26 protein-coding genes and 3 tRNA genes are annotated in these 22,575 nt (G+C 67.8%); 15 read left to right on the top strand and 14 right to left on the bottom strand.

What is annotated here, in order from left to right; all coding sequences use genetic code 11:
• Window positions 1-10: 10 nt before the first annotated feature.
• Both BN976_RS26975 and pdxR read right to left on the bottom strand, forming a co-directional pair.
• Complete coding sequence (locus BN976_RS26975) at window positions 11-406, bottom strand: GtrA family protein (RefSeq protein WP_036375957.1); 396 nt, start codon at window positions 404-406, stop codon at window positions 11-13.
• A gap of 77 nt (window positions 407-483) precedes the next feature.
• A complete protein-coding gene (gene pdxR, locus BN976_RS26970; RefSeq protein WP_011782742.1) occupies window positions 484-1,887 on the bottom strand; it encodes a MocR-like pyridoxine biosynthesis transcription factor PdxR in 1,404 nt (467 codons plus the stop codon).
• Window positions 1,888-1,936: 49 nt separating this feature from the next.
• Between pdxR and BN976_RS26965 the strand changes: the two genes are divergently transcribed.
• Window positions 1,937-2,398, top strand: coding sequence for a carboxymuconolactone decarboxylase family protein (locus BN976_RS26965; protein WP_036375680.1), 462 nt, complete (start codon window positions 1,937-1,939; stop codon window positions 2,396-2,398).
• A 92-nt stretch (window positions 2,399-2,490) separates the two neighbouring features.
• On the top strand, window positions 2,491-3,252 hold the full coding sequence (locus tag BN976_RS26960; RefSeq protein WP_036375679.1) for a phosphotransferase family protein: 762 nt from the start codon (window positions 2,491-2,493) through the stop codon (window positions 3,250-3,252).
• On the opposite strand, the gene BN976_RS26955 is transcribed toward BN976_RS26960, so the two are convergent.
• Window positions 3,249-3,560, bottom strand: coding sequence for a TFIIB-type zinc ribbon-containing protein (locus tag BN976_RS26955; protein ID WP_199559018.1), 312 nt, complete (start codon window positions 3,558-3,560; stop codon window positions 3,249-3,251). The genes BN976_RS26960 and BN976_RS26955 overlap by 4 nt on opposite strands.
• Before the next feature lie 79 nt (window positions 3,561-3,639).
• On the opposite strand from BN976_RS26955, the gene BN976_RS26950 reads away from it, so the two are divergent.
• Window positions 3,640-4,086 carry a pyridoxamine 5'-phosphate oxidase family protein gene (locus BN976_RS26950; RefSeq protein WP_036375954.1) on the top strand — a complete coding sequence of 149 codons (447 nt, stop codon included), beginning with the start codon at window positions 3,640-3,642 and terminating at the stop codon, window positions 4,084-4,086.
• A gap of 3 nt (window positions 4,087-4,089) precedes the next feature.
• Here BN976_RS26950 and wzm read toward each other — a convergent pair whose 3' ends face one another.
• The 4 genes from wzm to BN976_RS26930 are packed head-to-tail and all read right to left on the bottom strand — an operon-like array spanning window position 4,090 to window position 7,184.
• On the bottom strand, window positions 4,090-4,920 hold the full coding sequence (gene wzm / locus BN976_RS26945) for a galactan export ABC transporter permease subunit Wzm/RfbD (protein ID WP_011782737.1): 831 nt from the start codon (window positions 4,918-4,920) through the stop codon (window positions 4,090-4,092).
• A gap of 6 nt (window positions 4,921-4,926) precedes the next feature.
• Window positions 4,927-5,868, bottom strand: a complete 942-nt coding sequence (gene glfT1, locus BN976_RS26940; RefSeq protein ID WP_011782736.1) for a galactofuranosyltransferase GlfT1 — start codon at window positions 5,866-5,868, stop codon at window positions 4,927-4,929.
• A complete protein-coding gene (gene wzt / locus BN976_RS26935; protein WP_011782735.1) occupies window positions 5,858-6,667 on the bottom strand; it encodes a galactan export ABC transporter ATP-binding subunit Wzt/RfbE in 810 nt (269 codons plus the stop codon). Before wzt ends, glfT1 begins: the two co-directional genes overlap by 11 nt.
• Before the next feature lie 7 nt (window positions 6,668-6,674).
• The gene (locus BN976_RS26930) at window positions 6,675-7,184 is read right to left on the bottom strand and encodes a bacterial proteasome activator family protein (protein ID WP_011782734.1); all 510 of its coding nucleotides are present in this window, start codon (window positions 7,182-7,184) and stop codon (window positions 6,675-6,677) included.
• A gap of 522 nt (window positions 7,185-7,706) precedes the next feature.
• Between BN976_RS26930 and BN976_RS26925 the strand changes: the two genes are divergently transcribed.
• Entirely contained in the window at window positions 7,707-8,903 is a 1,197-nt protein-coding gene (locus BN976_RS26925) for a cysteine desulfurase-like protein (protein WP_036375677.1), read from the top strand.
• Window positions 8,904-8,909: 6 nt separating this feature from the next.
• Here BN976_RS26925 and BN976_RS26920 read toward each other — a convergent pair whose 3' ends face one another.
• Entirely contained in the window at window positions 8,910-9,887 is a 978-nt protein-coding gene (locus tag BN976_RS26920) for an NAD(P)H-quinone oxidoreductase (RefSeq protein ID WP_036375676.1), read from the bottom strand.
• A 77-nt stretch (window positions 9,888-9,964) separates the two neighbouring features.
• Here BN976_RS26920 and BN976_RS26915 point away from each other — a divergent pair, with 77 nt between their 5' ends.
• Both BN976_RS26915 and BN976_RS26910 read left to right on the top strand, forming a co-directional pair.
• Window positions 9,965-10,477: a MarR family winged helix-turn-helix transcriptional regulator gene (locus tag BN976_RS26915; RefSeq protein ID WP_036375673.1), complete on the top strand. Its 513-nt coding sequence runs from the start codon at window positions 9,965-9,967 to the stop codon at window positions 10,475-10,477.
• Window positions 10,478-10,487: 10 nt separating this feature from the next.
• Window positions 10,488-10,574: transfer RNA gene (locus BN976_RS26910), tRNA-Ser, on the top strand.
• Between the two features lie 23 nt (window positions 10,575-10,597).
• On the opposite strand, the gene BN976_RS26905 is transcribed toward BN976_RS26910, so the two are convergent.
• From BN976_RS26905 to hisC, 3 genes are read right to left on the bottom strand one after another with little or no spacing between them, the layout of a single operon-like run.
• Entirely contained in the window at window positions 10,598-11,422 is an 825-nt protein-coding gene (locus BN976_RS26905; RefSeq protein ID WP_011782730.1) for a crotonase/enoyl-CoA hydratase family protein, read from the bottom strand.
• Between the two features lie 11 nt (window positions 11,423-11,433).
• Window positions 11,434-11,880: a hypothetical protein gene (locus BN976_RS26900; protein WP_049778166.1), complete on the bottom strand. Its 447-nt coding sequence runs from the start codon at window positions 11,878-11,880 to the stop codon at window positions 11,434-11,436.
• 52 nt (window positions 11,881-11,932) lie between these two features.
• Window positions 11,933-12,988 (bottom strand): histidinol-phosphate transaminase, encoded by a 1,056-nt coding sequence (gene hisC / locus BN976_RS26895; protein ID WP_011782728.1) that lies wholly within the window; start codon window positions 12,986-12,988, stop codon window positions 11,933-11,935.
• 83 nt (window positions 12,989-13,071) lie between these two features.
• Here hisC and BN976_RS26890 point away from each other — a divergent pair.
• The 5 genes from BN976_RS26890 to BN976_RS26870 all read left to right on the top strand — a co-directional run bounded on the left by BN976_RS26890 (window position 13,072) and on the right by BN976_RS26870 (window position 16,126).
• Window positions 13,072-13,160: transfer RNA gene (locus BN976_RS26890), tRNA-Ser, on the top strand.
• A gap of 50 nt (window positions 13,161-13,210) precedes the next feature.
• Window positions 13,211-13,283 (top strand) — tRNA-Arg (locus BN976_RS26885).
• Between the two features lie 124 nt (window positions 13,284-13,407).
• Window positions 13,408-15,162 (top strand): aa3-type cytochrome oxidase subunit I, encoded by a 1,755-nt coding sequence (gene ctaD / locus BN976_RS26880; protein WP_051558575.1) that lies wholly within the window; start codon window positions 13,408-13,410, stop codon window positions 15,160-15,162.
• 51 nt (window positions 15,163-15,213) lie between these two features.
• Window positions 15,214-15,717: a metallophosphoesterase family protein gene (locus BN976_RS26875; RefSeq protein WP_036375946.1), complete on the top strand. Its 504-nt coding sequence runs from the start codon at window positions 15,214-15,216 to the stop codon at window positions 15,715-15,717.
• Entirely contained in the window at window positions 15,710-16,126 is a 417-nt protein-coding gene (locus BN976_RS26870; RefSeq protein ID WP_011782725.1) for an MmcQ/YjbR family DNA-binding protein, read from the top strand. The genes BN976_RS26875 and BN976_RS26870 overlap by 8 nt, the downstream gene beginning before the upstream one ends.
• Here BN976_RS26870 and BN976_RS26865 read toward each other — a convergent pair.
• The gene (locus BN976_RS26865) at window positions 16,123-16,674 is read right to left on the bottom strand and encodes a cupin domain-containing protein (protein ID WP_011782724.1); all 552 of its coding nucleotides are present in this window, start codon (window positions 16,672-16,674) and stop codon (window positions 16,123-16,125) included. The two genes, BN976_RS26870 and BN976_RS26865, sit on opposite strands and share 4 nt — an antisense overlap.
• A gap of 49 nt (window positions 16,675-16,723) precedes the next feature.
• Here BN976_RS26865 and BN976_RS26860 point away from each other — a divergent pair, with 49 nt between their 5' ends.
• On the top strand, window positions 16,724-18,649 hold the full coding sequence (locus tag BN976_RS26860) for an alkyl/aryl-sulfatase (RefSeq protein ID WP_036375670.1): 1,926 nt from the start codon (window positions 16,724-16,726) through the stop codon (window positions 18,647-18,649).
• A gap of 76 nt (window positions 18,650-18,725) precedes the next feature.
• Here BN976_RS26860 and BN976_RS26855 read toward each other — a convergent pair whose 3' ends face one another.
• Window positions 18,726-19,544 (bottom strand): SDR family NAD(P)-dependent oxidoreductase, encoded by an 819-nt coding sequence (locus BN976_RS26855; protein WP_051558583.1) that lies wholly within the window; start codon window positions 19,542-19,544, stop codon window positions 18,726-18,728.
• Between BN976_RS26855 and BN976_RS26850 the strand changes: the two genes are divergently transcribed.
• Both BN976_RS26850 and BN976_RS26845 read left to right on the top strand, forming a co-directional pair.
• Complete coding sequence (locus BN976_RS26850; protein WP_036375665.1) at window positions 19,521-20,129, top strand: histidine phosphatase family protein; 609 nt, start codon at window positions 19,521-19,523, stop codon at window positions 20,127-20,129. The genes BN976_RS26855 and BN976_RS26850 overlap by 24 nt on opposite strands.
• A gap of 9 nt (window positions 20,130-20,138) precedes the next feature.
• Complete coding sequence (locus tag BN976_RS26845) at window positions 20,139-21,158, top strand: phosphotransferase family protein (protein ID WP_036375662.1); 1,020 nt, start codon at window positions 20,139-20,141, stop codon at window positions 21,156-21,158.
• Between the two features lie 3 nt (window positions 21,159-21,161).
• Here the strand turns inward: BN976_RS26845 and BN976_RS26840 are convergent, their stop codons facing one another.
• Window positions 21,162-21,515, bottom strand: a complete 354-nt coding sequence (locus BN976_RS26840; protein WP_036375659.1) for a LapA family protein — start codon at window positions 21,513-21,515, stop codon at window positions 21,162-21,164.
• A 105-nt stretch (window positions 21,516-21,620) separates the two neighbouring features.
• Here BN976_RS26840 and BN976_RS26835 point away from each other — a divergent pair, with 105 nt between their 5' ends.
• Window positions 21,621-22,571 carry an ABC transporter substrate-binding protein gene (locus BN976_RS26835; RefSeq protein WP_036375657.1) on the top strand — a complete coding sequence of 317 codons (951 nt, stop codon included), beginning with the start codon at window positions 21,621-21,623 and terminating at the stop codon, window positions 22,569-22,571.
• The last annotated feature ends 4 nt before the right edge of the window (window positions 22,572-22,575 follow it).

Raw genomic sequence — 22,575 nt, 5'->3', positions numbered from 1 at the left:
GGCGGAACGGTCAGCGCAGCCGGAAGATGACCGCGCGCTGAACGATGAAATTGATCACCGTCGCGGTGCCCTGCGCGATGACGAACGCCACCGGAACCCGCCACGGCTGGTCCTCGAACTCCATGTAGAAGACGTAGTTGATGCCCACCTGCACGGCGTAGGTGACGGCATAGAGCGCGACCACCGCGATGAACCGGGCCTTGCTCGGCGCTGCCTGGAACGTCCAGCGCCGGTTGATCAGGTAGGCGGTGGTGGTGCCCGCGACGAAGCTGAGGGTCTTGGCGATGTTCACGTGCAGCCCGGCGCCCAGCAGCGCCACGTACAGGCCGAAGTCCACGACCGCGGACAGCCCGCCGGTGACGACGAAACGCCAGATCTGCGTTGTCAGACTCAACTGCGGTGACATCGGGGGCTCGGCCACCCGCGCAGCTTACGAGACGGTGCCGAACCTGCATTCCACGCGGTGATTTCTCGGGCAGGGAGTCACAGACCACTGGCCCTGAGTACGTCGCACAGGGCCGCCACCGCCGCGGAGAACGCGTGTTCGGGCGGTGCGGCGAAGCCGACGATCAGGCCGTCGACGTCGGCGGGGCCGGCCATCGGGTGGCGCATGATCGACAACCCCGACACCGCAAGACCGGACTCCCCCGCCCGGCGCATGACTTCCGGTTCCGCGCCGTCCGGCAACGTAACGAGCAGGTTCACCCCGGCGGCGAGCCCGCCGATCCCGACGTCGAACGGTGACAGTGCGGAGACCAGCACATCCCGGCGCCGCCGGTACCTCATCCGCATGCGCCGGATGTGCCGGTCGTAATGGCCGCCGGCGATGAAGTCGGCCAGTGTCAGCTGGTTGATCGCGTCGACGTAGAACTGCTGGCCGCCCGCCGCGGCCAGCACGGCGTCGATGAGGTTGTCCGGCAACGCCATCCATCCCAGCCGCAGTGTCTGGGACAGGCTCTTGCTCGTCGAACCGAGGTAGGCGACCCGGTCGGGACGCAACGACTGTAGTGCGCCGACCGGTTGCCGGTCGTAGCGGAACTCGCCGTCGTAGTCGTCATCGAGGACGAATCCTCCTGTGCGCTGGGCCCATTCGATCACCGCGGTACGTCGCGAGGAGTGCAGGGGCATTCCCAGCGGGTTGTGGTGCGCCGGGGTGAGCAGTACCGCGGGAACGTCGAGGCCGTCGAGTTCGTCGACGACGGCTCCCCTGTCGTCGACACCGATGGGCACCGTCGACGCGCCCGCGGCCGCGATCGCGTCGCGAAAGACGAACAGCCCGTAACTCTCGACGGCGATCGGGCCTCCCAGCGCCCGGGTCAGAAGCTCCACGGCGTGCCGGACACCCGCGCAGATCACGATCGACTCGGGGGAGGTGCGCACCCCGCGCGCGCGGGCGAGGTATTCCGCCAGAGCCGAACGCAATTCGGGCCTGCCGCGGGGGTCACCCATCCGCAGTGCCTCGGTGGGCGCGCCGCCCAGCGCCCGGCGCGTACTGGCGAGCCACTGGCTTCGCGGGAACTCCGCGACGTCCGGTGAGCCGGGCATCAGGTTGTGCGTGGGGGCGACGCGGACGCCGTGGGGGCGCGGCGGCGTGTGGGCCGGGGTGGTGACGTCGGCGACCCACGTTCCCGCGCCCTGGCGTGAGGCCAGCCAGCCTTCGGCGACCAGTTCGGCGTACGCCTCGGCGACGGTGTTGCGGGCCAGCCCCAGATCCGTGGCAAGGGTGCGGGACGACGGCAGCATCGTGCCTGCGGTCAGCCGGCCCGACCGTGCCGCGTCACGCAGCGCCGAGATCAACGCGTCCTTGGTGCCGCGCGCACCTGGGACGAGGGCGTCGCGCAGGTCGAGATGCAGATCGCGAGTGGCCGAATTGGCCCATGAAGTCACGCAGGAATTGAACCATCTTCGCGGTCCAGTCGGCGCTAGCGTCGAAGACATGACACAGACTCTGACCACCCAGGACCGCCTCAAGATCTACAAGGCATCGCCCGAGCTCTACGACGCGATGATGACGCTCTCCACGGCCGCGGCCAAGGACGTCGACCCCGAGCTGGCGGAGCTCATCAAGATCCGTGCCTCGCAGCTCAACCACTGCGCGTTCTGCCTCGACATGCACACCCGCGACGCCCGCAAAGCCGGCGTCGGCGAACAGAAGCTCGACGTCCTGGCCGCGTGGACCGAGGCGGGGGAGCTGTTCGGCGAGCGGGAACGGGCCGCGCTGGCACTGACCGAGGCCGTCACCGAGCTCGGTCGCGACGGCGTCCCCGACGACGTGTACGCCCGGGCCGCAGCGGTGTTCTCCGACCGGGAACTCGGACAGGTCATCGCGATGGTGGTGACGATCAACGCCTGGAACCGCATCAACGTCGCGGTGCGGATGCCCATACCCCGCCGCTGAACCCCACTCACGCCGAAGCGCCCACGCGGTCGTCTCGGGGATTTCACCGTGCTCTGTGTGATCTCGGTGTGGAGGGGACCTACCGTCGACTCGTGCAGACCCGATCCGGTGCGGACATCGTCGTCGACGGCGACGTCGTCCACAAGCTGCACCGGATCGGGACGAATCCGCGGTACCTGGCGCAGCGCCTGCGCATCGCGCGGGAGTCACCGGCGCTGCTGTCGCCGCTTTCCGTCGTCCCCGAGGCGGTCGGGCCGCGCTGGCGGTCGTCGTGGCCGCGGGTGGACACCGTCGCCCCCGATCCGGAACATGCGCCGTGGGTGGAAGCGGGTGCGCTGCTGGCCGCGCTCCACACCGAACCGGTGACCGCCCGCGCACCCGGACACGGGTGGCCGCAACGGCTTCGGCGCACGGTCGAGCGACTCAGGTCGGAGCGTGGACCGATCCATGCGGCGGCCGTGGCCCTGCCCGCCGTCGTCTGGCGCACAGGGACGCCGGGACGACCGGTGACACTCGTGCACGGTGACTGGCATCTCGGGCAGCTCGGCCGCCGGGGTCCGGCCGCGGCGTGGCAACTCATCGACGTCGACGACGTCGGCGTCGGCGACCCGGCGTGGGACCTGGCGCGGCCCGCGGGATTCTGGGCGGCGGGCCTGATCCCGGACGTCGACTGGCAGACCTTCCTGGAGGCCTACCGTGCCCGTGGGCCGGGCCTGCCACCCGGAGACCCGTGGCGGGTGCTCGAACCGTTCGCGCGCGCAGCAGTCGTCCACGCGGCGGCGACCGGGCTGGCGCACGGCGACACCGACGACACCCAGCAGGCGCTGCTCGACGCGTGTGAGCGAATGCGCTAGCTGGAGAAGAACAGCCGGCCGAAGCCCTGTTTGCGGTAGTGCTTGCTCCCGCGGTGGCCCCAACCCGGCCCGTAGCCGTAGCCGGACTGCGGGGGTGGAGGCGCGGCGGCCTGCATGAACCGGTTCTCCATCTGCGTCAGTGCCTCCAACTCCCCGAAATCCAGGAAGATGCCGCGGCAGGAGTCGCACTGCTCCAGGTGGATACCGTTGCGGTCGTAGGTCTTCATCACGCCCGAGCATTTCGGGCACAACAGGGTGTTCCCCGCGGCCGACGGCGGGGTGGGTGGCTGGTAGGGCGGAATGCTCATACCTGCCCAACGGTCGGCGGGGCCGGGAAGTGCCATTGGACCCTAGGAGATGCACTCCGCGGTGACGACGATGAAAACCATGGATGCGACGACCTCATCTGACACACCGGTCACCGAGCTCACCGAGACCGAGAGCTGGCAACTACTGGGCAGCGTGGCGCTCGGAAGGCTGGTGACCACCGTGAACGGGTGGACCGAGATCTTCCCCGTCAACTTCGTCGTTCAGAACAACACGGTGCTCTTCCGCACCGCGGAGGGCACGAAGTTGCTGACCGCCGCGCTCAACGAGTACGTCCTGTTCGAGGCCGACGACCACAACGTCGCCGAGGGGTGGAGCGTGATACTGAGGGGCAAGGCCAGGCTGCTGGCGACCTCCAACGAGCTCGCCGAGGCCCGCCGTGCCGGGCTCTATCCGTGGATCGCCACCCAGAAGGAGCGCTTCGTGCGCATCACTCCGCAGTCGATGACGGGCCGCCGCTTCGTCTTTGGTCCCGAACCGGACAACGGCAGCGAGCTGGCCACCTGAAGGTCACACCCAGTACGGGACGCGCGCACGGTACTGCCGCATCGCCAGCGCGGCGAAGGTCCACCCGACGACGGTGAGCACCAGCACCACCACCCAGTGACGCAGTTCCTGGTCCGCTCCCAGCAGCGGGGCGCGGACGATGTCCAGGTAGTGCAGCAGCGGGTTGAGCTCGACGACCTTGGCCCAACCCCCGGCACCCTGGGCCTGCAGCGTGGACTCGTTCCAGATGATCGGGGTCATGAAGAACAACAGCTGGACGAGGCTGCCCAGCAGCGGCCCGATGTCGCGGTAGCGCGTGGCCAGGATGCCGAAACACAGTGCGACCCAGACACAGTTCGCCGCGATCAGCCCCAGTGCCGGGATGACCGCCAGGTCGGCCCAGTTCCACGGCTTCGGATAGACGATCGCGATGATCACGAAGATGATGATGTTGTGCGCGAACAGGATCATCTGCCGCCACACCAGCCGGTAGACGTGCACCGACAGCGGCGTCGGCAGCTGCTTGATCAGTCCCTCGTTGGCGATGAACACCTCGGCGCCTTCGAGGATCGAGGCGTTGATCAGGTTCCAGACGATGAGCCCCAGCGTCACGTACGGAAGATGCTCGGACAGTTCCAGTTTGAACAGCATCGAGTACAGGCCGCCCATCGCCACGGCGGTGGTCCCGGTGGCGATCGTGATCCAGAACGGTCCCAGCACCGATCGCCGGTACCGCTGCTTGATGTCCTGCCAACCCAGATGAAGCCACAGCTCGCGCTTGCCGAAGCCGGCGACCAGATCGCCCCACGCCCGTGCGAACGTCCTGGACTGCGCCGCGGCATCCATGATCGTCATCGTCGCCTACCCATCCCGTTGCTCCGCTCGGCCAAACCTCTCGCGTCGACCCAGGCGTCGTAACCGGATCCACTCGCCGAACCCTGCGGGGTCGCGCCGGGAGATCAGGAAGTACCAGCCGAAGCGCAGCCACTCCTGAAGCAGCAGCTTGCGCATGCCCGGCTGGGCCTGCAGGTAGCCGCGGTTGCGGTAGGTGAAGAACCGCTTGGACGCGTTGTCCGGGTACTGGGCGTGCATGCGGCCGCCCAGGATCGGCTTGAATTCCTCTGTGCCGCAGGGGTGCAGGTACACCGCCTGTAGACAGGTGCCGAACGGCAGCCCGGAGCGCAACAGTCGCCGGTGCAGTTCGGTCTCGTCGCCCCGGATGAACAGCCGAAGGTCCGGCACGCCGATCGCCTCGAGTGTCTCTGCACGGAACAGCGCGCCGTTGAACAGGTGCGAGATGCCGGGCATCAGATCCGGAAGTGCGGATTCGACCAGCAGCTCGTCGACCCGACGGCGCCAGGACAGGCCGCGTCGCAGCGGGAAGGCAAGCTTCTCGGGGTGGTCGAGGTTGCAGATCATTGGCGAGACCTCGGCCAGGTGGTGCCGCTCGGCGCACGCCAGCAGGGTCGCCAGCACCTCGGCGTCCCCGGGGCGCCCGTCGTCGTCGGCGAGCCAGATCCAGTCCGCGCCCTGGCTCAGCGCGTACAGCATGCCGAGCGCGAAACCGCCTGCACCGCCGAGGTTTCGGCGAGATCCGAGGTAGGTCGTCGGGATCGGTTGACCGTCGACGAGGTCACGCACCCGGTCGTCGTGATCGTTGTCGACGACGATCAGATGGTCCGGTCTGCGGCTCTGAGAGCAGACCGCATCCAGCGACTTGGCGAGTTCGTCGGGTCTGCGGTGGGTGACGACGATCGCGACGACCACCGCGCCACGGTCGTCGTGCGCACGCTCAGTGCTCATGCGTGTGTGCCGTCTCCTCGAGCACCTCGCGCACGTGCCGCGCGGCGTCCTCGCCTTCGTAGCCGCGCACCACCTCTTCGATGCCGCCCTCCATCTTGATGGTGCCGTGGTCGATCCACATCGCGGTGTTGCACAGGCGGGCCAGGAATTCGTTGGAATGGCTGGCGAACACCAGGATTCCGGAGCGTTCGACCAGGTCGGCCAGCCGGGTCTGCGCCTTCTTGAGGAACTCCGCGTCGACGGCGCCGATGCCCTCGTCGAGCAGCAGGATCTCGGGGTCGATGCTCGTGACCACGCCCATCGCCAGCCGGACCCGCATACCCGTCGAATAGGTGCGCAGCGGCATCGACAGGTAGTCGCCGAGCTCGGTGAACTCGGCGATCTCGTCGACCTTGCTCATCATCTGCTTGCGTGTCTGCCCCAGGAACAGGCCGCGGATGATGATGTTCTCGAAGCCCGAGATCTCGGGATCCATCCCCACGCCCAGGTCGAAGACCGGCGCCACCCGGCCACGGACGGTCGCCACGCCCCGTGTCGGTTCGTAGATGCCCGACAGCAGCCTCAGCAGCGTCGACTTGCCTGCGCCGTTGTGTCCCACGAGGCCGACCCGGTCACCCATCTTGAGCGACATCGTGATGTCGCGCAGGGCCTCGATGACGACGACGTTGGACTCGTTGCGTCCGATCGCGCCGCCGGCCTTGCCGAGGAAGGCCTTCTTCAGTGACCGCGTCTTGGCGTCGAAGATCGGAAACTCCACCCACGCGTTGCGGGTCTCGATATAGGGCTCGTCAGGACTCACACGACTCTCACAGGTATTGGCCGGTGCCGTGCCCCGGTCCGCCACGCTGGCCCGGGACCACCACACCGGGGGGCAGCGCCCCCTGCCGCATCTGCTCCAGCTGCTGGCGGGCCGCCATCTGCTGGGCGAACAGCGCGGTCTGAATTCCGTGGAACAGACCTTCGAGCCAGCCCACCAACTGGGCCTGCGCGATGCGCAACTCCGCATCCGACGGAACCGCGTCCTCGGTGAAAGGCAGCGTCAGCCGCTCCAGCTCGTCACGCAGCTCGGGGGCGAGCCCGTCCTCGAGCTCGCGGATGCTCGTGCGGTGGACGTCGCGCAGCCGTTCCCGGCTGGCGTCATCCAGCGGCGCCGCCCGCACCTCTTCGAGCAGCTGCTTGATCATCGTCCCGATCCGCATCACCTTGGCAGGCTGCTCGACGAGGTCGGTCAGCGACTTGCCGTCGGCCTCACGCTCGACGTCCACCTCGTCGCCGCCGATGATCTCGATGTTGTCGTCGTCGGAATTGGTAGCCATGTCCCTAAGAGTGCACCAGCTTTTCTCACTTATCGCGGGCGGGCTGCCCGTCCCCGGCGGAGGCGGGGCCGCGCCGTCGACGTAGATCTTCTCGCACGGGCGGGATTTGTCCAGCACGGCGGGTCGGCGGGGCCCCGGGGCAACCACCTTCGTGTCGGCGGCGTGCACGGTCGGCAAACCTCCGGCGGCACCGCGGGACGATCGGTCAGCTAACGGAGTCGGCCGTCGTCGCGATGCTCGTCGGGGGCGCGGATCTGGCAATGCCGTGTTCGTGGCTGCCTGCGGCGTGGCGACGGCCGCCGGCGGGCGAACTCCATCACGCATCGCCCGAATTGCCGTGGGCGTCACCAGCAACGAAGAGGCCACTAGCCCTCCGCATCCAGAGCCCACTCGACTAGTATGGCTGCCCAGACGGCCTGTGCCGGTTAAGGCATGGGCGCAAACAGCGAGGTCGGCAGCCGCCGAGACGCCTCGAATTCGGGCGGAACGGCGAAGTTCCAAGGCGCACTAAGGTGGTCTGGCATGGCATACGACGTCGCCCGGGTGCGTGGATTGCACCCTTCACTGGGCGATGGGTGGGTGCATATGGACGCCCAGAACGGCATGTTGCTGCCCGACTCCGTGGGCCGCGCCGTCTCGACCGCCTTCCGCGGTTCGATGCCTACCACGTCCAGCGCGCACCCGGCCGCCCGGCGCAGTGCGGCAGTCCTGGCCGCCGCCCGGCAGGCGGTGGCGGATCTCGTCAACGCCGACCCGGCAGGCGTCGTGCTCGGTGCCGACCGGGCGGTGTTGCTGACGTCGCTGGCCGATGCCGCGTCGGGCCGGGTGGGGCTGGGTTACGAACTCGTGGTGAGCCGCCTCGACGACGAGGCCAACATCGCGCCGTGGCTGCGCGCGGCGAACCGCTTCGGGGCCAAGGTGAAATGGGCCGAGGTCGACATCGAGACGGGCGAGCTGCCCACCTGGCAGTGGGAAGGTCTGGTGACCCGGCCCACCAGGCTGGTCGCAATCACCTCCGCCTCATCGACTTTGGGCACCGTGACGGAGCTTCGCGAGGTGACCAAGTTGGTGCACGAGGTCGGCGGGCTGGTGATCGTCGACCACTCGGCGGCAGCGCCGTACCGCCTCATCGACATCGACGAGATCGACGCCGACGTGGTGGCTCTCAACGCCCTGGCCTGGGGTGGACCGCCGATCGGGGCACTGGTCTTCCGTGACCCGGCGGTCATCGACGCGTTCGGGTCGGTGTCGCTGGACCCGCACGCCTCCGGTGCGGCCCGCCTTGAGCTCGGCTCACACCAGTTCGGGATGCTCGCCGGAGTGGTGGCCAGCGTCGAATACCTTGCCGGCCTTGATGATTCGGCCCAGGGCACGCGGCGGGAGCGGTTGTCGATCTCCATGCGGTCGGCCTCGGCGTACATGAACGCGCTGTTCGACTACCTGTTGGTGTCACTGCGGTCGCTACCGACGGTCACGGTGATCGGTGGCCCCGAGGTCCGGATCCCGGTGCTGAGTTTCGCGATCGACAACGTGCCCGCCGAGCGGGTCGTGCAGCGCCTCGCCGACAACGGCATCCTGGCCATCGCGAATGCGAGCTCGCGGGTCCTCGACGTGATCGGGGTCAACGACGTGGGTGGCGCGGTGACCGTCGGGCTGGCGCACTACAGCACGTCCGCCGAGGTCGATCAGCTGGTGCGGGCGCTGGCCTCGTTGGGCTGAGGTCCGCTAAACATCAACGCGCAGAAGCACTTTTCCGGATACGTCGCCGGACGCCAGTAGTTCGTGGGCGGCTTGCGCCTCGGCGATCGGAAACTCCGCTCCGATCACCGGGCGGACCTGTCCGTCGGCGACCAGCGGCCAGAGTTCGGCACCGACCCTGGCGACGATGTCGGCCTTGCCGCCGCGTCCGTGGACGGGCCGCGAACGCAGCGCGGTCGCGATGACACTGCCGCGCTTGGTGAGCAGCTTGCCGATGTTGAGCTCGGCCTTTGCGCCACCCTGCATGCCGATGATCACCAGGCGCCCGCCGTCGGCAAGTGTCTCGATGTTGCGGTCCAGGTAGGCCGCCCCCATGATGTCGAGGATCACGTCGGCGCCGCCGGCGTCGCGGACCACGCCGACGAAGTCCTCGTTGTGGTAGTCGATGGTGATGTCGGCGCCCAGTTCGGCGCACAGGTCGAGCTTGTTGCGCGAGCCGGCCGTGACCGCCACGCGGCAGTTCAACGCCTTGGCCACCTGGATGGCGTGGGTCCCGATCCCGCTGGCGCCGCCGTGCACGAGGAGGAGTTCGGGCGCGGTCAGGCCTGCGGCCATCACCACGTTCGACCAGACCGTGCACGCGACCTCCGGCAGCCCGGCGGCGTGGGGCACCGGCACACCGTCGGGAATCGGCAGCACCTGACCCGCCGGAACGGCGACGAACTCGGCGTAACCACCGCCGGCCAGCAAAGCGCAAACCGGTTGCCCCTGCGACCACTTCGTGACGCCTTCGCCGATCGCGGCGATCGTCCCCGACACCTCAAGACCGAGGATGTCGCTCGCGCCGGGAGGGGGCGGGTACTTTCCGGCGGCCTGCAGCAGGTCGGCCCGGTTCACTCCGGCGGCCGCGACGCGGATGAGCACCTCGCCGGGAGCAGGGGCGATATCTGGAACAGACTGCCAGGTCAGCCCCTCCGAGGACGGTTGCGCCACGATCGCATGCATTGGCCCCACGCTACTACGCTGGGGAAACTCCGAGAGTTTCGATCTCCGGCAACCCTTTCGGGTCCTAGTATGTGCCCATGGAGGGGATCATCGGGGGGCGCACGGCGAGCGATACGCCAGGCCTGGATATTGCTGAGCAAAGGGCATGGCAGAACTTTCTGGATGCTGCGCTGAGGTTGTACGCGACCATGAACCGGTCGCTGTCAGACGAGCATAGGCTGACATTGAATGATGTGCGACTGCTCGACCTGTTGGCGAAATCGCCGACCGGATCGGCCCGGATGGGTGATGTGGCGGAATCGCTGATGTCGTTGCCCAGCCGGGTGACCCGGCAGATCCACCGTCTGGAGGTGCAGGGGTTGGTCAGCCGTATCGCCAGCCCCGACGACGGACGCGGTGTGCTGGCGAGCATCACGCCGGAGGGGCGATCGGCGCTGGCCACCGCGATGCAGACCTATGGGGTCGCGGTGCGCAGCCACTTCCTGGACCGGTTGAGCCGGCCGCAGGTCACCGCGATGGGGGAGAACTGCCGCCGGATCAGCGTCGCCCTGAAGAACGGCGGGCCGTCGGCCAAGATCGGCCGCGTCTAGACTGTCCCGCGGTGGCGTGGCAGAGCGGCCTAATGCACTCGCCTTGAAAGCGAGAGACGGCTAACACCGTCCGGGGGTTCAAATCCCTCCGCCACCGCTCATGCGCTGCTGCGTGATCGGCTACTCGCCGGTGAAGCTCGGCGGCCGCTTCTCGAACATCGCCTTGATGCCCTCGGTGAGGTCCTTCGACGGCAGGAACGCCGAGTTCCACGCCGCGACGTAGCGCAGGCTCGCCGACACCTGGGCGGTGCGCTGCTCGTCGAGCACATCCTTGATGCCGTGCACCGTGTGCGGCGGGTTGGCGGCGATCTCGGCGGCAGTGGCCCGCGCGGCCGCCAGCGACGCCTCGGCATCGGGGTAGACGTCGTTGACCAGGCCGATCTTCTCGGCGCGCGCGGCGTCGATGTCCTTGCCGGTGAGCGCAAGCTCGCGCAGATGCCCGTCGGACAGGATCATCGGCAGGCGCGCCAGGGAGCCGACGTCGGCGACGATCGCGAGCTTGACCTCGCGTACCGAGAACTTCGCGTCGCTGCTCGCGTAGCGGATGTCGACCGCGGAGATCAGGTCCACCCCGCCGCCGATGCACCAGCCGTGCACCGATGCGATGGTCGGGGTGCGGCAGTCGGCGACCGCCGTGATCGCCGATTGCATGGTCTTCAGGCGGGCGTGGAAGTCTGCGCGCGGCTTGGACGTCGAAGCGTCGGCCATCATCGAGCCCAGCGTGTCACCCATCGCGATCAGATCCAGGCCGTAGCTGAAGTTCTTTCCCGAACCGGTCAGCACGATCGCGCGCACCTCGGGGTCGGCGTCGAGTTCGTGGAACACCACCGGCAGCTCGGCCCAGAACGCCGGGCCCATCGCGTTGCCCTTGCCGGGTCCGATCAGCATCACCTGTGCGATGTGATCGGCGATGTCGACGGTCACCGATTCGTACGAGTTACCCATGGGTAGAGAGGTTAGCCCCCGCCCAGAAGCACGTCGGCGACGACCGCGCTGGGCAGGAACTGGCAGGCGGCGTCGGCCAGGATCTGCCCGACGAACTCGCCGTCGGGCCCCAGCGGGTTGCCCTCCTGGGACAGGATCTCGCGGACCACGGCGACACGGGTGGGCTCGTCCAGGTCGGTGAACTCTTCGCAGGTCATCGTCATCGCGTTGGCCGGGGCCGGCACCTCGGGGACGTCGGTGTTGCGGGTCGGCAGAGGCAGGTTCGGGATCTGGATGTCGGGTATGCCCGGGATGCCCGGCGCGCGGCTGGAGGTGGTGGGAGCCGACGTCAGCGGCGGACCCGGCTGGGTGGTCTGCGCGACGGCGCCCTCGGTGGTGCGCTGGCACGCCGTGGTCAGGCCGAGTACGACGCCGAGGGCGACCATCGTCGCGGCCGTGAACCGCGCGTGCGTCTTCATCCTGGCCACGATATGCGGCTGGGCCAGTTCGAGGTAGAAGTGCAGGTGGCGGTCACCGCAGCCCGTCCCAGCCTCGCGCGAATCCGAGGAACGCGTCGTTCTCGTGGGGTGCGGCGATGGTGACCCGGACGCCGTCCTCGCCGTAGGGCCGCACGATGACGCGGCTGTTGGCGGCATCGGCGGCGAACTGCTGCGCGCGACCGACCAGGGGCAGCCACACGAAGTTGGCCTGCGACGGCGGCAGGTCGTAGCCGGCCTCGCGCAGCGCGGCGCTGACCCGGGTTCGTTCGGCGACGACGGCGTCGGTGCGCTCCAGCAGCTCGTCGGCGGCGTCCAGGCACGCGATCGCGGCGGCCTGGGACACGCTGGTGGCCGTGAACGGGACGTAGACCTTGGACAGCGCGGCGATGATGTCGGGGTCGGCGACGGCGTAGCCGATCCGCAGTCCGGCCAGCCCGTATGCCTTTGAAAAGGTGCGCAGCACAACGACATTGCTGTGGGCGCGGACCAACCCGAAGCTGTCGGGCGCCAGCCCGTCGCGGATGTACTCCACGTACGCCTCGTCGACCACCACCATGATGTGCGGCGGCACCGCCTCGACGAACCGGGCCAGCGCGTCGGGGTCGACGACGGTGCTGGTCGGATTGTTCGGGTTGCACACGAAGATCAGCCGGGTGCGGTCGGTGATCGCGGCGAGCATCGCGTCGAGGTCGAAGGTGTGGTCGGTCAGCGGCACCTGCACCGGGGTGGCGCCGGCGGTGCGGACCTGCAGCGGGTAGATCTCGAAACTGCGCCAGCCGAACAACACCTCGTCGCCCACGGTGGAGGTGATCTGGATCAACTGCTGGCACAGGCTGACCGACCCGCAGCCGACGGAGATGTACTCCGGGGCGAAGTTCACGTGCTTGGCCAACCGCTCCCTGAGTTCGACATAGCCGTTGTCGGGGTAGCGGTTGATTCCGTCGATCGCCTTCTCGATCGCGGCCCGCACGCTGGGCAGCGGGCCGTGGACGGTTTCGTTGCTGGCGATCTTGATGGCCCCGGGCACCGTCTTACCTGGCGCGTAGGCGGGCAGATCGGCGAGTTCGGGGCGCAGGCGGGCGGACACCTGGACAGTTTATGGCCCGGCTCTGGCTGCTTTGCTTCCCGCGGTGGGGCCTGTGTACTCTGTCGCAGCGGCGGTAAACGTCGGGAGGCGTGCCAGAGCGGCCGAATGGGACTCACTGCTAATGAGTTGTCCCCCTTACAGGGGACCGGAGGTTCAAATCCTCTCGCCTCCGCGCACGAGGCCGGCTCGCCGGCGTCACAACTGAATATGCAGTACACCCATGCGCCCGTAGCTCAACGGATAGAGCATCTGACTACGGATCAGAAGGTTAGGGGTTCGAATCCCTTCGGGCGCACTTTCATATCGAATTGCCTACTTTCGGCCCTATTCTCCGGAGCGATCGGCGGATTGACTGCCGCTGTGGCCAATCGCTCATTACAGTCGACACCATCTGAGTCAGAATCTCTGTGGGGGGTGTCATGACTGCAGAATCCACCGTCGAGAAGCCAACGACACTGGTGCCGAAACGGCCCTTTCCGGCGCGCCTGGGTCCCAAGGGCAACCTGATCTACAAACTGATCACCACCACCGATCACAAGCTGATCGGCATCATGTACGTCGTCACCTGCTTCGTGTTCTTCCTGATCGGCGGCATCATGGCGCTGTTCATCAGGACCGAACTGGCGGTGCCCGGCCTGCAGTTCCTGTCCAACGAGCAGTACAACCAGCTGTTCACCATGCACGGCACGGCGATGTTGCTGTTCTACGCCACGCCCATCGTGTTCGGGTTCGCCAACCTGGTGCTGCCGCTGCAGATCGGCGCTCCCGATGTCGCGTTCCCGCGGCTGAACGCCTTCTCGTTCTGGCTGTTCCTGTTCGGCGCGCTGATTGCGCTGTCGGGATTCATCACCCCCGGGGGTGCCGCGGACTTCGGCTGGACGGCCTACACGCCGCTGTCCGACGCGATGTACTCCCCCGGCGCGGGTGGGGACCTGTGGATCTTCGGCCTCGGGGTGGGCGGCCTCGGCACCATCCTGGGTGCGGTGAACATGATCACCACCGTGGTGTGCATGCGCGCGCCCGGCATGACGATGTTCCGGATGCCGATCTTCACCTGGAACATCCTGGTGACCTCGATCCTGGTGCTGCTCATCTTCCCGCTGCTGACCGCGGCGCTGTTCGGCCTTGCCGCCGACCGCCACCTCGGCGCGCACGTCTACGACCCCGCCAACGGTGGCGTGCTGCTGTGGCAGCACCTGTTCTGGTATTTCGGTCACCCCGAGGTGTACGTCATCGCGCTGCCGTTCTTCGGGATCATCAGCGAGGTGATTCCGGTCTTCTCCCGCAAACCGATCTTCGGCTACACCACGCTGATCTATGCCACGTTCAGCATCGGGGCGTTGTCGATGGCGGTGTGGGCGCACCACATGTTCGCCACCGGTGCCGTGCTCTATCCGTTCTTCTCGTTCATGACGTTCCTCATCGCCGTCCCGACCGGCATCAAGTTCTTCAACTGGCTCGGCACGATGTGGAAGGGCCAGTTGACGTTCGAGACACCGATGTTGTTCTCGGTCGGGTTCATCGCGACGTTCCTGCTCGGTGGCCTGTCCGGCGTGCTGCTGGCCAGCCCGCCGCTGGACTTCCACGTGCACGACAGCTATTTCGTGGTGGCGCACTTCCACTATGTGCTGTTCGGCACCATCGTGTTCGCCACCTACGCGGGCATCTACTTCTGGTTCCCGAAGATGACCGGCCGCCTGCTCGACGAGCGGCTCGGCAAGCTGCATTTCTGGTTGACGTTCATCGGCTTCCACACCACGTTCCTGGTGCAGCACTGGCTCGGCGACGAGGGCATGCCGCGCCGCTACGCCGACTACCTGCCGACCGACGATTTCACGACGCTGAACGTCATCTCGACGATCGGTGCGTTCATCCTCGGGGCTTCGATGTTGCCGTTCGTGTGGAATGTGTTCAAGAGCTGGCGTTACGGCGAGGTCGTGACGGTCGACGATCCGTGGGGTTACGGCAACTCGCTGGAGTGGGCCACCAGTTGCCCGCCGCCGCGGCACAACTTCACCGAGCTGCCCCGGATCCGTTCGGAGCGGCCCGCTTTCGAGCTGCATTACCCGCACATGGTGGAGCGGATGCGCGCCGAGGCGCACGCCGGCCGTAAACATGGCGGCCCCGCGGGCGGCGACGTGACCCGGCTCGACGACGAGAACGTCCGTACCTGACCCGGCCTCACCGAACGTGCCCCATCGCAGAGCGGACCCTATGTTGGAGTGGTGCGCCTTCTGCTGATCGCTGACACGCACCTTCCGAAGCGGGCCCGCGACCTGCCGCCTGCGGTCTGGGATGCCGTCGACGCCGTCGACGTGGTGATCCATGCCGGGGACTGGGTCGAGCCGGATCTGCTGGACGCGCTGGAGGGTCGCGCCCGCCGGCTGGTGGCGTGCTGGGGTAACAACGACGGAGCCGAGTTGCGCCGCAGGTTGCCCGAGCGCGCCGACGTCGTCCTCGAGGGGGTTAAGTTCACCGTCGTCCACGAAACCGGCGCCGCCACCGGCCGCGAAGCGCGGATGGCCAGGGAGTATCCCGACACCGACGTGCTGGTCTTCGGCCACAGTCACATCCCGTGGGACACGACGGCGAAAACCGGTCTGCGCCTTCTCAATCCGGGATCTCCGACCGACCGCCGCCGGCAGCCGTACTGCACCTTCATGACGGCGGCGGTGCATGCGGGAGCGCTGCGCGACGTCGAACTGCACCAGCTGGACCGCAATGGGTGACCGGCCCGCGACCGTCGACGACGTCCACGAGATCGCCACGGCGATGCCGCACGTCACCCGGGTGGAGGGTCCCAAGGCGGGCAACCCGATCTATCAGGTGGGTGGCAAGTCGTTCGTGTTCTTCCGCACCCCCCGACCCGACGCGCTCGACCCGGACACCGGTGAGCGCTACCCGGACGTCATCGTCATCTGGGTGGAGTCCGAGGACGACAAGTTGGCGCTCACCCAGGACCCCGATTCGCCGTTCTTCACCACCGACCATTTCGACGGCCACCCGTCGGTACTGGTGCGGGCGAGCCGGCTGGGCGAGGTGGGTGTGACGGAGCTGCGTGAGCTGATCCAGGATGCGTGGCTGTCCCGCGCGTCGAAGCGGCGGGCTCAGCAGTGGCTTGCCGAACGGGGCGGTTAGTCGCGCGTGACGTTGGCGTGCTCGGCCCCGACGACGAACAGCGCCAGCCGGGCCGGCACGTCGCCGGGGTTGCGCCAGCGGTGCCGGGTGCCGTTCTGCACCACGGTGTCACCCGGGTGCAGCGTCACCTCGGCGCCGTCGTCGAGCTCGAGGATGACGGTGCCCTCCAGAACCACCTCGAAGTCGATGGTGTCGGTGGTGTGCATGCCCGCGTCGCTGGGATCCATGTAGGCGAGCAGTCCGGGCAGCTTCTCCTCGGCGTCGGCCAGCGCCGCCTCGGCATCGATCTCTTCCGGTTCACTCGCTGCCGCGGCTCCCGGCGGCAGCGTGAACATCGAGAACCGGAACCCGCCGATCGGCGGAAAGTAGGTGTGCCAACTCGGCATTGAGCCGTCGTCGGGAAACTGCGGCGTGGTGTCACCGCCCCACAGCAGGGTGAACTCGGATCCGGGCAGCAATACCGGCACCCGGGGTGCGACCTTCTCGTCGCTGACGAACACTGACTTGCCGGACGCATCATGTCCGGTGACCACACGGCGTACATCCATCGGGTCAGTCAAGCACTACGGGGATGGCTCGCGTGGCACTCTTTCGGATATGGACAGCAAGCCGCCCACAGCCACGATCGAAGCCGCGCACCGGGAACATCTCGCCACCCTCCCGTTCGACGACACCAGGGATTTCGCCGACGCCGACCGGGGATTCATCGCCGCGCAGCAGCCGTGCGTCATCAAGGCCGCCGACGGACGCGTGGTGTGGGACAACGACGTCTACGCGTTCCTCACGGGAGACGCCCCGACGACGGTGCACCCGAGCCTGTGGCGGCAGTCGACGCTGGCGGCCAAGCAGGGTCTCTACCAAGTGGTCGAAGGCATCTACCAGGTACGCGGGTTCGACCTGTCCAACATCACCTTCGTCGAGGGTGACACCGGCATCATCGTGATCGACCCGCTGGTGTCCACCGAGGTCGCCGCCGCCGCGCTGGCGCTGTACCGCGAACACCGCGGCGATCGCGAGGTCCGGGCGGTGATTTACACCCACAGCCATGTGGACCACTTCGGCGGGGTGCTGGGCGTGACCTCGCAGGCCGACGTCGACGCCGGCAGGGTGGCGGTGCTGGCGCCCGAGGGGTTCACCGCGCACGCGGTGCAAGAGAACGTCTACGCCGGCACGGCGATGACCCGCCGGGCCGCCTACATGTACGGCACGGTGCTCGAGCGGGGACCACAGGGGCAGGTCGGCTGCGGGCTGGGGCAGACCCCGTCGACGGGCGAGGTGGCGATCATCGTGCCGACGGTCGACATCCGCCAGACCGGCGAGACGCACACCATCGACGGTGTCGAGATCGAGTTCCAGATGGCGCCGGGCACCGAGGCCCCGGCCGAGATGCACTTCTACTTCCCGCGCTTCCGTGCGCTGTGCATGGCCGAGAACGCGACGCACAACCTGCACAATCTGCTGACGCTGCGCGGCGCTCTGGTTCGGGATCCGCACGGCTGGGCGGGCTATCTCACCGAGGCGATCGACACGTTCGCCGACCGTGCCGACGTGGTGTTCGCCTCGCACCACTGGCCGACCTGGGGTAAGGACCGGATCGTCGAATTCCTGTCCCTGCAACGGGATCTGTACGCGTATCTGCACGACCAGACGCTGCGGCAACTCAATCAGGGTTTCACCGGCATCGAGATCGCCGAAGCCTTCGCGATGCCGCCGGCGCTGGAGCGGGCGTGGCATGCGCGCGGGTACTACGGGTCGGTGAGCCACAACGTCAAGGCCGTCTACCAGCGCTACATGGGGTGGTTCGACGGCAATCCCGCCCGGCTGTGGCCCCATCCGCCGGAGGCCATCGGCCCACGCTATGTCGCGGCCATGGGCGGTATCGACCGCGTCGTCGAGCTGGCCAAGGGCGCCTTCGACGAGGGTGATTTCCGTTGGGCGGCAACACTTCTTGATCACGCTATGTTCACCGACGAGAACCATGCCGGCGCCCGGGCGCTCTACGCCGACACCCTGGAGCAGCTGGCCTACGGTGCCGAGACGGCGACCTGGCGCAACTTCTTCCTCGGCGGTGCCACCGAGCTGCGGGTGGGCAATTTCGGCACGCCGACGCAGACCACGTCGACGTCGATGGTCGCCCAGCTGACGCCGGAGCAGATGTTCGACGTGCTGGCGATCAGCGTGAACGGGCCCCGCGCGTGGGATCTCGACCTGGCCGTCGACGTGACGTTCCTCACCGCGGCGAGCCGCGAATCGGGTACCGCGGCGAGCCGCGAATCGGGTACCGCCGCAACCAATTACCGGCTGACGCTGCGCAACGGCGTGCTGGTCTACCGCGCGGCGGCCGCCGACGAGGCGTCGGCCCATGTGACGATCCGGTTGGCGAACAAGCTGCGGCTGCTCACCCTGGCGGCGGGAGACACTACCTCGCCGGGGCTGGAGATCGCCGGGGACGCCGAGGTTCTCACCGCGCTGGTGTCGGTGCTCGACAAGCCGGACCCGAGCTTCAACATCATCACGCCCTAGTGCGTCGAGACTGAACTTTTGGTCGACTTCTCGCGCCGGACGCGGCCAGAACTTCAGATTCGGCAGGGTCGATGGCTCAGGGGATGCCGCCGTCCGCTCGGACGATCGAGCCGGTGGTGAAACTCGACGCGTCCGACATCAGGAACAGCGCGGCGCCGACGATCTCGGCCGGCTGGCCCGCGCGTTGAAGGGCGCTGTGCCCGAACGGGTTTGTGTCGCCGTCGGTGAAGGTCCAGGCATCGCTGATGTCGGTGAGAAACGGTCCGGGCATCAACGTGTTGACCCGAACGGCCGGCCCGTACGCCAGCGCCAGCGCCTCTGTCATCGCGTTCAGTCCGGCCTTGGACGCCGCGTAGGGGACGAACGACGGATCCGGGCGAATCGAGCCGTGGGTGCTGACGTTGATGATCGAGCCGCCGCCGTCGGCGACCATGCGATCGCCGACCAGTACCGACAACCGGAACGGGCCTTTGAGGTTGAGGTTCACCACCGAGTCGAACAGCTTCTCGGTGACCGACGACAAGGATTCGTACAGCGGCGACATGCCCGCGTTGTTGACCAGCACGTCGACCTTGCCGAACCGGTCATAGACGGCGTCGACCAACCCGTCGAGCTCGTCCCACCGTCCCACGTGCACCTGGTACGGGAACGCGGCCCGTCCCGTCTCGGCCGCGATCTCGTCGGCGGTGGCCACACACGCGTCGTACTTGCGGCTGGCGATGACCACGTCGGCCCCGCAGCGCGCCGCCGCGAACGCCATCTCGCGTCCCAGGCCGCGGCTGCCGCCGGTGACCAGCACCACCCGGTCGGTCAGATCGAACAGCCGATCGGCGAATCCACCCGAAGCAGTCACGGGCCATATGGTGTCACGGTGCAACTGCTTCTGGTCCGACATGCGCTGCCCCTGCGGAGCGAGCCCGGGCAGGGCTCCGACCCGAGCCTGTCCGCCGAGGGGCTCGAACAAGCCAAACGGCTGCCCGACGCGCTGGCCCGCTTCCCGATCACGCGTCTGGTGAGCAGCCCGCAGGTGCGTGCGATCGAGACGGGGCAGCCGGTGGCCGACGCGCTGGGTCTGCCGATCGAGGTCGACGACCGCCTCGCCGAATACGACCGCGACCTGGCGCACTACATCCCCATCGAGCAGATTGCCGCCGAGAGGCCGGAGGAACTGCAGCGACTCATCGACGGCCATCTGCCCAGCGCCGTCGACGAGGCCGAGTTCCTGGCCCGCGTCACCGCAGGTATCGAGGACCTCGTGGCCGGCGCGGGCCACGACGACACCGTCGCGGTGTTCAGCCACGGCGGCGTCATCAACGTGCTGCTGCATCACGTACTGCGCACCGAACGGTTGCTGTCCTTCCACGTCGATTACGCCTCGGTGACGCGGCTGCTGTCGTCGCGCACCGGCCGGTTTGCGGTGGCCGGCGTCAACGGCACCGAACACGTATGGGACTTACTGCCTCGAAACCAGCGGTGGTAAACAGTTCCCGTGACTGAGCTCGAAGGCCTCGACCTTGCCGCCCTGGACCTACACCTGCGCGACGTCGGCGTGCCCCGCAGCGGTGAGTTGCGCGCCGAGTTCATCTCCGGTGGTCGCTCCAACCTGACGTTCCTGGTCTTCGACGACGCATCCAAGTGGGTGCTGCGGCGTCCGCCACTGCACGGTCTGACCCCGTCGGCGCACGACATGGCCCGCGAGTACCGGGTGGTCGCCGCGCTGGCCGATACCGCGGTGCCGGTCGCGCGCGCCGTCACGATGCGCAACGACGACTCGGTGCTGGGCGCACCGTTCCAGATGGTGGAGTACGTGGCGGGCCGGGTGGTGCGCCACACCGACCAGCTGGCCGCGCTCGGCGACCAGGCCACGATCGAGAAGTGCGTCGACGCGCTGATCAAGGTGCTGGCCGACCTCCACTCGGTGGATCCCGACGCTGTCGGGCTGTCCGACTTCGGCAAGCCCAGCGGCTACCTCGAGCGCCAGGTGCGGCGGTGGGGTTCGCAGTGGGATCTGGTCAGGCGTGCCGACGACCCCTGCGACGCGGACGTCAGGAGGCTGCACGAACGTCTCGGCGAGGCACTGCCACCGCAGAGCCGGTCGTCGATCGTGCACGGCGACTACCGCATCGACAACACCATCCTCGACGCCGAGGACCCCACCAAGGTCGTCGCCGTGCTGGACTGGGAGATGTCCACGCTCGGCGACCCGCTCAGCGACGCCGCGCTGATGTGCGTGTACCGCCATCCGATGTTCAACCTGGTGCACGCCGACGCCGCGTGGGCCAGCGAGCTGATCCCGGACGCCGACGCGCTGGCCGACAAGTACTCGCGCGCGGCCGGCCAACCGTTGGACCACTGGGATTTCTACATGGCGCTGGCGTACTTCAAGCTCGCCATCATCGGGGCGGGCATCGCCTATCGCGCGCGCGAAGCCGGTGTCGTCGACGACACCGACAAGGTGGGCGAGGCGGTCGCCCCGCTCATCTCGGCCGGGCTGTCGCAGCTCGCCTGAGCGTTATACGCCGCCTTTCAGGTTCCTCTTCGCCGCGCGGCGGAGCTGGAACATGCGCACCGCGCCCACGGCGACCGTCAGCAGCCCGCCTGCCACCGCCGCGAACAGGATCGCGACGCCCAGCGGGAGGCTCCAGTGCCAGCCGAGGAACGCGAACTCCGCGGATTCGGTGTTCTGCGCGATGAAGATGAGCAGCACGATCAAGATCAGGAAGCCCAGTGTCAACGCTGTCCACAGTGCGGCGGCGCGGGTGAGATGCACCGCGGACTTCGGCGGCGGTGGCGGGGTCCCCATGGGCGGCGTGGCCGGAGCGTCGGCAGCCGGCTGGTCGGGCGACGCGAACGGATCGCTGGTCATGGCTCCATCTTTGCCCTAATGCGCTTTGAATGAAACCACCACGCCGGTGACGTAAGGTCGGCCCAGCCCTTCTCGCAGGCACGGCGAGATTGAAAGGACGTTCGGATGATCTGCTCCCGACGAACCAGGCGCGCAGCTGTGGCGGTTGCCATCGCGCTTCTCGCAGCGGTGCTCAGCGCCTGCGGCAGCTCCAATCCACTCGGCGGCGGCGAGATCTCCGGCGACCTCAAGTCGATCAAGGTGGGCTCGGCGGACTTCACCGAATCGAAGATCATCGCCGAGATCTACGCCCAGGCGCTGGAGGCCAACGGGTTCACGATCTCCCGCCAGTTCGGTATCGGCAGCCGCGAGACATACATCCCCGCGGTGCGGGACCACTCGATCGACCTGATCCCGGAGTACACCGGCAACCTGCTGCAGTACTTCGACCCCGAGAGCGCAGCCACGACACCGGATTCGGTGCTGCTCGGCCTGCTGAAGGCGCTGCCGGGCGACCTGTCGATCCTGTATCCGTCGCCCGCGGAGGACAAGGACACTCTCGCGGTGTCGGCGGAGACCGCGCAGCGCTGGAACCTGAAGTCGATCGCAGACCTGGCTGCACATTCCGCTGAGGTGAAAGTCGGTGCGCCGTCGGAGTTTCAGACCCGGCAGACCGGCCTGGTGGGGCTCAAGGAGAAGTACGGCCTGGACATCGCGCCGGCGAACTTCGTCGCGATCAGCGACGGCGGCGGTCCCGCGACGGTCAAGGCGCTGACCGACGGAACGGTCACCGCGGCCAACATCTTCAGCACGTCTCCGGCGATCGAACGCAGCGCGCTGGTGGTGCTGGAGGATCCGAAGAACGTGTTCCTGGCCGCGAACGTGGTGCCGCTGGTGGCCTCGCAGAAGATGTCGAACGAACTCAAGACCGTGCTGGACGCCGTCAGTGCCGAGCTGAACACCGAGGCCCTGATCGAGTTGAACACCTCGGTCGAGGGCAATCAGGGAGTCGACCCCGACGAGGCGGCGCGGAAGTGGATCTCCGACAACGGCTTCGACACGCCTATCGGGAAGTAGGGAT

The organism is Mycolicibacterium austroafricanum, assembly GCF_000612725.1.
Classification (GTDB): Bacteria; Actinomycetota; Actinomycetes; order Mycobacteriales; family Mycobacteriaceae; genus Mycobacterium; species Mycobacterium austroafricanum.
This window is presented reverse-complemented; position numbering and strand designations above follow the sequence as displayed.

What these genes read in the sequence shown, in the direction of transcription:
- BN976_RS26975 (WP_036375957.1), bottom strand. Translation starts at nt 406, where the DNA reads ATGTCACCGCAGTTGAGTCTGACAACGCAGATCTGGCGTTTCGTCGTC.
- BN976_RS26965 (WP_036375680.1), top strand. Translation starts at nt 1,937, where the DNA reads ATGACACAGACTCTGACCACCCAGGACCGCCTCAAGATCTACAAGGCA.
- BN976_RS26955 (WP_199559018.1), bottom strand. Translation starts at nt 3,560, where the DNA reads ATGAGCATTCCGCCCTACCAGCCACCCACCCCGCCGTCGGCCGCGGGG.
- BN976_RS26950 (WP_036375954.1), top strand. Translation starts at nt 3,640, where the DNA reads ATGGATGCGACGACCTCATCTGACACACCGGTCACCGAGCTCACCGAG.
- wzm (WP_011782737.1), bottom strand. Translation starts at nt 4,920, where the DNA reads ATGACGATCATGGATGCCGCGGCGCAGTCCAGGACGTTCGCACGGGCG.
- glfT1 (WP_011782736.1), bottom strand. Translation starts at nt 5,868, where the DNA reads ATGAGCACTGAGCGTGCGCACGACGACCGTGGCGCGGTGGTCGTCGCG.
- BN976_RS26930 (WP_011782734.1), bottom strand. Translation starts at nt 7,184, where the DNA reads ATGGCTACCAATTCCGACGACGACAACATCGAGATCATCGGCGGCGAC.
- BN976_RS26925 (WP_036375677.1), top strand. Translation starts at nt 7,707, where the DNA reads ATGGCATACGACGTCGCCCGGGTGCGTGGATTGCACCCTTCACTGGGC.
- BN976_RS26920 (WP_036375676.1), bottom strand. Translation starts at nt 9,887, where the DNA reads ATGCATGCGATCGTGGCGCAACCGTCCTCGGAGGGGCTGACCTGGCAG.
- BN976_RS26915 (WP_036375673.1), top strand. Translation starts at nt 9,965, where the DNA reads ATGGAGGGGATCATCGGGGGGCGCACGGCGAGCGATACGCCAGGCCTG.
- BN976_RS26905 (WP_011782730.1), bottom strand. Translation starts at nt 11,422, where the DNA reads ATGGGTAACTCGTACGAATCGGTGACCGTCGACATCGCCGATCACATC.
- BN976_RS26900 (WP_049778166.1), bottom strand. Translation starts at nt 11,880, where the DNA reads ATGAAGACGCACGCGCGGTTCACGGCCGCGACGATGGTCGCCCTCGGC.
- ctaD (WP_051558575.1), top strand. Translation starts at nt 13,408, where the DNA reads ATGACTGCAGAATCCACCGTCGAGAAGCCAACGACACTGGTGCCGAAA.
- BN976_RS26870 (WP_011782725.1), top strand. Translation starts at nt 15,710, where the DNA reads ATGGGTGACCGGCCCGCGACCGTCGACGACGTCCACGAGATCGCCACG.
- BN976_RS26865 (WP_011782724.1), bottom strand. Translation starts at nt 16,674, where the DNA reads ATGGATGTACGCCGTGTGGTCACCGGACATGATGCGTCCGGCAAGTCA.
- BN976_RS26860 (WP_036375670.1), top strand. Translation starts at nt 16,724, where the DNA reads ATGGACAGCAAGCCGCCCACAGCCACGATCGAAGCCGCGCACCGGGAA.
- BN976_RS26855 (WP_051558583.1), bottom strand. Translation starts at nt 19,544, where the DNA reads ATGTCGGACCAGAAGCAGTTGCACCGTGACACCATATGGCCCGTGACT.
- BN976_RS26840 (WP_036375659.1), bottom strand. Translation starts at nt 21,515, where the DNA reads ATGACCAGCGATCCGTTCGCGTCGCCCGACCAGCCGGCTGCCGACGCT.
- BN976_RS26835 (WP_036375657.1), top strand. Translation starts at nt 21,621, where the DNA reads ATGATCTGCTCCCGACGAACCAGGCGCGCAGCTGTGGCGGTTGCCATC.